At 48.0% G+C, this 7,882-nt stretch carries 7 protein-coding genes, 1 tRNA gene and 1 rRNA gene; 1 reads left to right on the top strand and 8 read right to left on the bottom strand.

Features of this window, described 5'->3' with window-relative positions; all coding sequences use genetic code 11:
- Nucleotides 1–220: 220 nt before the first annotated feature.
- Together tatC and IC21_RS01235 are read right to left on the bottom strand one after the other, a co-directional pair.
- Entirely contained in the window at nt 221–985 is a 765-nt protein-coding gene (gene tatC / locus IC21_RS01240) for a twin-arginine translocase subunit TatC (RefSeq protein ID WP_029143000.1), read from the bottom strand.
- Between the two features lie 150 nt (nt 986–1,135).
- Nucleotides 1,136–1,819 carry a redox-sensing transcriptional repressor Rex gene (locus IC21_RS01235; RefSeq protein WP_019720794.1) on the bottom strand — a complete coding sequence of 228 codons (684 nt, stop codon included), beginning with the start codon at nt 1,817–1,819 and terminating at the stop codon, nt 1,136–1,138.
- A gap of 313 nt (nt 1,820–2,132) precedes the next feature.
- Here IC21_RS01235 and IC21_RS01230 point away from each other — a divergent pair, with 313 nt between their 5' ends.
- The gene (locus IC21_RS01230; RefSeq protein WP_029142999.1) at nt 2,133–4,052 is read left to right on the top strand and encodes an ABC-F family ATP-binding cassette domain-containing protein; all 1,920 of its coding nucleotides are present in this window, start codon (nt 2,133–2,135) and stop codon (nt 4,050–4,052) included.
- A 305-nt stretch (nt 4,053–4,357) separates the two neighbouring features.
- Here the strand turns inward: IC21_RS01230 and tsaD are convergent, their stop codons facing one another.
- The 6 genes from tsaD to rrf form a co-directional block, all read right to left on the bottom strand.
- Nucleotides 4,358–5,374 (bottom strand): tRNA (adenosine(37)-N6)-threonylcarbamoyltransferase complex transferase subunit TsaD, encoded by a 1,017-nt coding sequence (gene tsaD / locus IC21_RS01220; RefSeq protein WP_013860665.1) that lies wholly within the window; start codon nt 5,372–5,374, stop codon nt 4,358–4,360.
- On the bottom strand, nt 5,375–5,830 hold the full coding sequence (gene rimI / locus IC21_RS01215; RefSeq protein WP_029142997.1) for a ribosomal protein S18-alanine N-acetyltransferase: 456 nt from the start codon (nt 5,828–5,830) through the stop codon (nt 5,375–5,377).
- Between the two features lie 2 nt (nt 5,831–5,832).
- Entirely contained in the window at nt 5,833–6,534 is a 702-nt protein-coding gene (gene tsaB / locus IC21_RS01210; RefSeq protein ID WP_019720798.1) for a tRNA (adenosine(37)-N6)-threonylcarbamoyltransferase complex dimerization subunit type 1 TsaB, read from the bottom strand.
- On the bottom strand, nt 6,531–6,986 hold the full coding sequence (tsaE, locus tag IC21_RS01205) for a tRNA (adenosine(37)-N6)-threonylcarbamoyltransferase complex ATPase subunit type 1 TsaE (RefSeq protein WP_029142996.1): 456 nt from the start codon (nt 6,984–6,986) through the stop codon (nt 6,531–6,533). The genes tsaB and tsaE overlap by 4 nt, the downstream gene beginning before the upstream one ends.
- A 197-nt stretch (nt 6,987–7,183) precedes the next feature.
- Nucleotides 7,184–7,257 (bottom strand) — tRNA-Met (locus IC21_RS01200).
- A 16-nt stretch (nt 7,258–7,273) separates the two neighbouring features.
- Nucleotides 7,274–7,389 (bottom strand): 5S ribosomal RNA (rrf, locus tag IC21_RS01195).
- Between the last annotated feature and the right edge of the window lie 493 nt (nt 7,390–7,882).

The following is a 7,882-nucleotide window of genomic DNA, read 5'->3' as shown; positions in this document are numbered from 1 at the left end:
AATGGGCATATATTTATCTGACAATATTATATTTCTGGTGGTGTTCTATTTGCATTGAAAGAAAAATTGTTAACATCGCAAAAAGCTCCTTATTTACTGCTGTTGATTGCAACATTGGATCTGGGTTCCGGAATCAGGCTGATCTTTCTCCATTTCAAGCTGAAAAACTCAGTGAAAAAATAAAAGCCGTTTTTCCGGTTCCGTCCGGAAAACGGCTTTCTTATTCAGAAGGAATCGTCTGTTCATCCATTGGCATTTCTTTTGCCGCTTTTTGGGCATTGCGGTACGCCATTTTCGAAATCAGCGTGCTCGCTTCATACAGCAAAACGAGCGGGACAAAGGTAATCAGCTGCGAAAACACGTCCGGCGGGGTAATGATGCCGGCTGCTGCAATCAGAGCAAGATACGCACATTTTCTTGCCTTTTTCAACAGCCTCGGCGTAATGATGCCAAGCTGGGTCAGAAACAGGACCACGACCGGCATTTGGAACACAAAGCCAAACGGAAGCGTGATTTCCAGCAGAAACTGAATATATTCCCTGATCCCGATCACCGCACGAATGCCCATTTCATTTGACAAGCCCATCATAAACTTCACCATCAGCGGACAAAGCACGAAATAGGAAAAAGAAACGCCGGCTATAAAAAGCAGGATGGAAACAGGAATGTAACTTAATGTCAGTTTCTTTTCTTTCTCATACAGCCCCGGGCTTATAAACGCCCAAAGCTGGTACAAAATCACCGGCAGGGTCAACAGGCATGCGATCACAACCGAAACTTCCATAAAAACCTTAATGGGATCGGTTACCCTGAAGGCATTCATCGTGAACATGCCGGCATTTTCGGCGTGCTGCAAATAACGTATAACAGGCTTTGCGGTAAAAAAGCCAACAACCAGGGCGAACAGAAAGAAAATGAGAACGGTGATTAACCGCTTTCTCAATTCCTGGATATGTCCGGTAACCGGCATTTTTTTCGCATTCATCGCCGTTCTCCTTTAAGTGCCGACGTGGAATCCGCCCTTTTCCCTTTGCACGCCAGAGCCAAACCCGGCCATTGCCATTTGCGCCTGCATTCCGTTTTCAAACGGGCCACCCCCTGTACCCATTATGATAACGGAAAAAAAGCTTTTTGGCTATGGCTTCGCAACCGGCTCTTTTGTTTCTTTCAAATTTTCTTCATCATTTGAATAATGTTTTAAAAAGTAGATCAGTGCCTGCAGTTCCACGGCCAGGTCAATATGATGGACACGGATATCCGGCGGCACGTTCAGCCGGGCAGGCGTAAAGTTTAAAACGCCTTTTACATTCGTACTGGCAAGCTCGTCTGTCACCGCCTGCGCACTGGAAGCGGGGACCGTTAGAATCACGACCGTTACATCTTCCGCGCAAAGCCGTTCTCTTAATTCGTCCATGCTGTAAACAGGCACATTGCCAACATGGCTCCCCACCTTCCCGGGGTCATTGTCAAATGCCATAACAATCCGCGCGCTGTTATTCTTCGAAAAATTGTAATTCAAAAGGGCTGTACCGAGGTTCCCCACGCCAATCAGCGCTACATTTGTGATCTCATCCTGGTTCAGCGTCTTGCCGAAGAAAGACAATAAATATTTTACATTATAACCATAACCTTTTTTCCCAAGTGCCCCGAAGTAGGAAAAATCCCTGCGTATCGTGGCGGAGTCGACTTTCACCGCTTCACTCAGTTCCGCCGATGATACCCTTTGCTTGCCGAGTGTATATAAATTTCTCAGGTACCGGTAATATAATGGAAGCCGTTTTGCGGTGGCTTGCGGTATTTTTACTGATTCATCCTTCATGTGAAATCCTCCAAGTTGAAAGCTTAAATTTTTCGTGCTGCTGGTTCCAATCGTGCGTCCATTCCGGAATGGCAGCGCTGCCATTCCTCATTATAATATTACTCCTATCTGAACAAAGAAAAAATATGTTTTAAAAAATGCCTGCATGCGTCTTTTTCTCTCTCCAACTATGTTAAATATATCACAAATGAGCATTTTTTTCATGGGTTTTTACGGATTTATGTGAAAAGTTTTTTGACAAATTTCGATCACGCCGGTTGAGTTGCAGTTCGCCTTCCTGTACACTTACAATGATATAGAGGTGAACATAACGATGATGTTGCTGCAAGTTCAACAAGTCACAAAATATTATGGCGCTGAACTTATTTTATCGGATATAAAATTAGAAATCCAAACAAAAGACCGGATCGCTTTGGTCGGGAGAAACGGGGCCGGAAAATCGACCCTGCTGAAAATCATTGCCGGCCAGCTTTCTTATGACGAAGGTTCCATCATTGTGCCGAATGGTGTCGAAATCGGTTATCTTGCCCAAAATGCCGGGCTCGAATCAGATTTGTCCATTTGGGACGAAATGATGTCGGTTTTTAAAGATTTGCTGGATATGGAAAAACAGCTCCGCGAATATGAACAAAAAATGGCCGACCCCGCGATTTATAACCGCCGGGCGGAGTATGAAAAAGTGCTGCACGCTTATGATACTTTGCAGACACGCTTTAAAGATGGAGGCGGATATCAGATCGAAGCGGATATCCGGTCCGTTCTGCATGGCTTCCGTTTTGACCAGTACGACTACAGCACCCCGATCCGGACGTTAAGCGGCGGGCAAAAAACACGCCTTGCATTGGCGAAGTTGCTGCTCACAAAGCCGGATATCTTAATTTTGGATGAACCGACAAACCATCTCGATATCGAAACGCTCACCTGGCTGGAGCAGTATTTACAAGGCTATGAAGGCGCCATTCTGATCGTGTCCCACGACCGTTATTTTCTGGATAAAGTCGTCAACCAGGTCTATGAAATCTCAAGGCATTCCATCAAAAAATACCACGGCAACTACAGCCGGTACCTGGAACAAAAGGCCGCCCAGTACGAACGGGAAGTCAAGCAATATGAAAAGCAGCAGGAAGAAGTTGCGAAATTGCAAGCATTCATCCAGAAAAACATTGCCCGGGCCACCACGACAAAGCGGGCACAAAGCCGGCGGAAACAGCTGGAAAAAATGGAATTGATGGACAAGCCGCTTGGCGATGAAAAATCCGCCCGGTTTTCGTTTGAAATTGCCAAACAAAGCGGGAACGAAGTCCTTCATGTCCGGGATGCTGCCATCGGCTACGGTGGGGAGCCGGTTGCCAAAAACATCCATCTTTCAGTCAAAAAACAAGACAGCGTTGCCCTTGTCGGCCCGAACGGCATCGGCAAATCAACGCTTTTGAAGTCGATTATACGGAGAATTCCGCTGATATCCGGCACGATCGAATACGGCTCAGGCGTTATGACCGGCTATTACGATCAAGAACTGGCCGACCTATCTTCCAATAAAACGGTCCTCCGGGAATTATGGGATGCATACCCGCTGAAAACAGAAAAAGAAATCCGCACGGCACTCGGGAATTTTCTTTTTTCCGGCGATGACGTTTTAAAAACCGTCTCATCCTTAAGCGGCGGCGAAAAAGCCCGGCTTGCCCTCGCCAAATTGATGCTGGAAAAGGCGAACTTTCTGATTTTAGATGAACCGACAAACCATCTTGATTTGGACAGTAAAGAAGTGCTGGAAAATGCGCTAATTGATTACCCGGGAACCATTCTGTTCATTTCCCACGACCGCTATTTCATTAACCGGATCGCCACAAAAGTGGTGGAGCTCTCGCCGGAAGGCACCCGTGAATTTCTCGGTGACTATGATTATTATGTGCAAAAAAAAGAAGAAATGCTGGAAATTGCGCGCCTGGAAAACGCGAAACAAGAAAAGGTAAAAGCGGAACAGCCGGCGAAAAACAACTATCGGCAGGATAAAGAAGCAAAAAAACGCGAGCGGCAAAAAAAGCGGAGGATTGAAGAAATTGAAACTAGAATTGAAACGTTGGAAACAGAAATTCATGACAGGGAAGAAAAAATGGCCGACCCGGAAATCTTCCAGGACCATATTAAAATCCGCGAGCTGACAGAAGAACTGGAGCAGCGGAAAACGGAGCTGGACGCGCTGATGGAAGAGTGGGCCGAACTGGCGGAGTAATGTTGGACCTGTGCGGAAATGTTCTGCACAGGTTTTTATTTTTGGCATCGCGTGCCATGCACAGATTTATACACAGGCGGTATATTGATTTCTTGCTTTTTAAAACGTTTTTCCACAAAATCCACAATTATCAACATATTTATCCACAATACCCACAACCTGTCCGGAAAAAAATTTAAAAGTTTTGCACAAGTCCAATCATTTATCAACAACTTTTCCACAGATTGTGCACAATTCCCCTGCATATCTCCAAAAAAAAACCGGTGTATGGGCGATTCCCATACACCGGTTTTTCACAACCCTTTTTAAAAGTTTTCAATGTCCAGCCCGGGATAAGCATTTAAATCAAGGGCGCTTCTTTTTCCCTTTTCAAAAAGCACCGTCCCGCATGCGGCAATCATCGCCGCATTGTCTGTGCATAACTGGACCGGCGGGATGCGCAAGTCCACTTCAGGAAGATCCCGGAATGCTTCTGAAAGGGCAGCGCGCAATCCTTTGTTCGCGGCAACACCGCCGGCGACCAGCACTTCTTTGACGCCAAACGTTTTTGCCGCCTCCACAGTTTTACCGACCAATACATCAATCACACTTTGCTGGAAGCTTGCAGCCATATCTTCAGGCCGAATGCTTTCCCCGCGCTGCGCGGCATTATGGAGGGTATTAATGACGGCTGATTTAAGCCCGCTGAAACTGAAATCATAAGTCCCTTCCAGCCAGGATCGCGGCAAATCAACATCCGGCTTTCCTTCATGGGCAAGCCGGTCAATCTGCGGACCGCCCGGATAAGGAAGGTTCAACGTCCGCGCCACTTTGTCATAAGCTTCCCCTGCCGCGTCATCTCTCGTTTCGCCGATTACTTCAAACTCGGCATGGCCCTTCATCAGCACAAGCTCCGTGTGCCCGCCCGAAACGACGAGCGCAAGCAGCGGAAATTTCATCTCATGCCCGATCCGGTTCGCATAAATATGGCCGGCAATATGGTGGACGCCGACAAGTGGAATCTGATGCGCAAAACTGAGCGCCTTTGCAGCATTGACGCCAACAAGCAGCGCACCCACAAGCCCGGGCCCTTCTGTCACGGCAATCGCATCCAGGTCTTTAAAAGCCGCGCCTGCCTGCTGCATCGCTTCCTCAATGACAATGGTAATCTGCTCGACATGGTGGCGGGATGCAAGCTCCGGCACCACCCCGCCGAACCGTTTGTGGCTTTCAATCTGGGAAGCGACCACATTGGAAACAATTTCCGTCCCGTTTTTAATGACAGCTGCAGCCGTTTCATCGCAGCTCGTTTCTATGCCTAATACCAACAAATCTTTTTCCATTTATAAATTCACCCACATCACAATTGCGTCTTCATAATTATCCGTGTAATAGCCTTTCCGGATGCCGCCTTCCCGAAATCCGAGCTTCCTGTATAAGGAGCGCGCAACTATATTGCTGACGCGTACCTCCAGGCTGAGCGTTTCGGCATGGTTCAATGCGGCATAAGCCATCACATTTTTTAACAGCGTCTCTCCCAGTTTCCGGCCCCGGTACTCCGGGAGCACCGCAAGATTGGTCACGTGCGCCTCATCGACAATGACCCACACGCCGCAATAACCGATGACCTTTTCATTCTCGACAAGCACAAGATACGTGGCAAAGTGATTGTGAACCAGTTCGTTGTAAAATGCTTCACGTGTCCACGGCATCGTAAAAGATCGCATCTCTACATTATATATTCCGTCCAAATCTTTAAGCGTGGCTTTCCGCAGCGTTATTTTCCCCGTTTTTTCCATTTTTAATGACTCTCCCGTTTATGCTTTTCAAGCCATTTGGCTTCTGCCTCTACTAACCGTATGTAATTTGGAACGAAAGTGTGTATCTCCGCGCCCGGTTCATCCATCCCGAGCCTGGCTAGTTCGCCCGGCCTCGGGTTATGCAGGGTCCAATCCGCTACCGTCATTTTGTCTCCCAGTTTTTCCGCAAGAACGGCTTGATGAAGGGCAACATGCTGGCCGATCAATAACACAGGCGCCCCCAGCGCACTTAACCGGGTGCCCCATTCAGCGGATGATATATTGCAATCTTCCACTGCCGTTTGCAAAATCCCGTTTTCATAGCGGTACAAACCGGTATAAATCCGCCCTCTGCGCGCATCAAAAAGCGGGGAAATATACCCGTCAAAATAACGGCCGGACGCCGCCAACAACTTCAGGCTGGAAACCCCCGCCAATGGAATTTGAAGGCTCCAGGCCATCGTCTTTGCGATCGTGACGCCAATCCGTATGCCGGTGTAAGATCCGGGCCCCTTTGCCACCACAATCTTATCCAGCTCAGCCGGCTTTATCCCGCACGCCACCATGACCTCCTGCACAGCCGGCATCACGCGGACACTGTGATTTTTTTTCAAGTTTGTCATATATTCGGCCAGCACAACATGATCATCGGCCAATGAAACGCCCAGCACTTCATTTGAAGTATCGATTGCCAAAACTTTCATCCAAAAATCTCCTCACATAATGATACATAACGGATCCCAAACGGTTCCGCTTCAATAAGCCTACGGTCTCCTTCAAAGCGGAAAATGCGGATTTCCAAATAGCTCTCAGGCAGCAAATCTTTGATAAAATGTGCCCACTCCACAACCGTCACGCCATCACCTTCAAAATATTCATCAAAACCAAGGTCCTCCTGTGCATCCTCCAAACGGTATACGTCCATATGATACAGCGGCAGTTTCCCCCGGTACTCCTTTATAATGGTAAAAGTCGGGCTGTTCACGGTACGGCGAATGCCCAGCCCGTTCGCAATCCCTTTTGTAAAAACCGTTTTTCCTGCCCCCAGGTCACCCTCCAGCAGAAGGACATCCCCCGGTTTCAGATGGGCAGCCATTTTTTCCGCGAAAGAAAAAGTCTCTTCAGGGCTGTTGGAAATGAAACGATAATTTCCCATTTGCCGCCTCTCCTCTACAACTTTATCGCAAATTGCCGTCAATCCCAAGTACGGCACCCCTTATAAAAAAAACCTTAGGAATGTTCCTAAGGATGCTTCAATCCAATTCTAGTTTAACCGATTTTGGGCAATTACGCAAAAACACGATAAAAAAATATAAAGAACAAGCAGGCAAACCGCTGCTTGTTCTGTATCGATTGCGGGGGCAGGATTTGAACCTGCGACCTTCGGGTTATGAGCCCGACGAGCTACCAGACTGCTCCACCCCGCGATAATAATATATTCAGGCCCGGCAGCGTCCTACTCTCGCAGGGGGAAACCCCCAACTACCATCGGCGCTGGAAAGCTTAACTTCCGAGTTCGGGATGTGTTCGGGTGTGACCTTTCCGCCATCGCCACCGGACCTTAATGACAAGAAACAGTATAACACAGTTGCTGTTATTTATCAAGAGAAATAATTGTATTCCCTGAAAACCGGATGGGAGAAAAAACTGTAAACGGAGAATGCGTTTCTGCTTCTAACTTTGAGAATTGTCCAGCTCCAGCGCCTATCGGCTAGCGTATTTCTGCGCTTTCTCCCTACGATAAGCGGGCATCGACTCGCCTTTAGGGCTCGTCGTGTTTCCTTTATCTCAGTCGAAAGCTCCGAAATCCGTACGCCGATGGGCAAGGCGCTTCCGCTTTTCTATTGTCCAGCTTCGGTGCCTAGCCCCTCGAGGTCGAATCACCTGCCCGCTACGGAGCCAAAAGACGGCTCCATGCCGGTCAGAACATTCGCTTGTCGGGGCTAAACAAGGCACCCTTCACTTTTCTATTTGGTTAAGTCCTCGATCGATTAGTATCCGTCAGCTGCACGCGTCGCCGCGCTTCCACCCCGGACCTATCAACCTGATCAT

It is taken from the genome of Heyndrickxia coagulans DSM 1 = ATCC 7050, from assembly GCF_000290615.1.
GTDB classification, from domain to species: Bacteria; Bacillota; Bacilli; order Bacillales; family Bacillaceae_C; genus Weizmannia; species Weizmannia coagulans.
The sequence above is the reverse complement of the archived record's forward strand: the minus strand, read 5'-3'. Positions and strand labels throughout refer to the sequence as shown.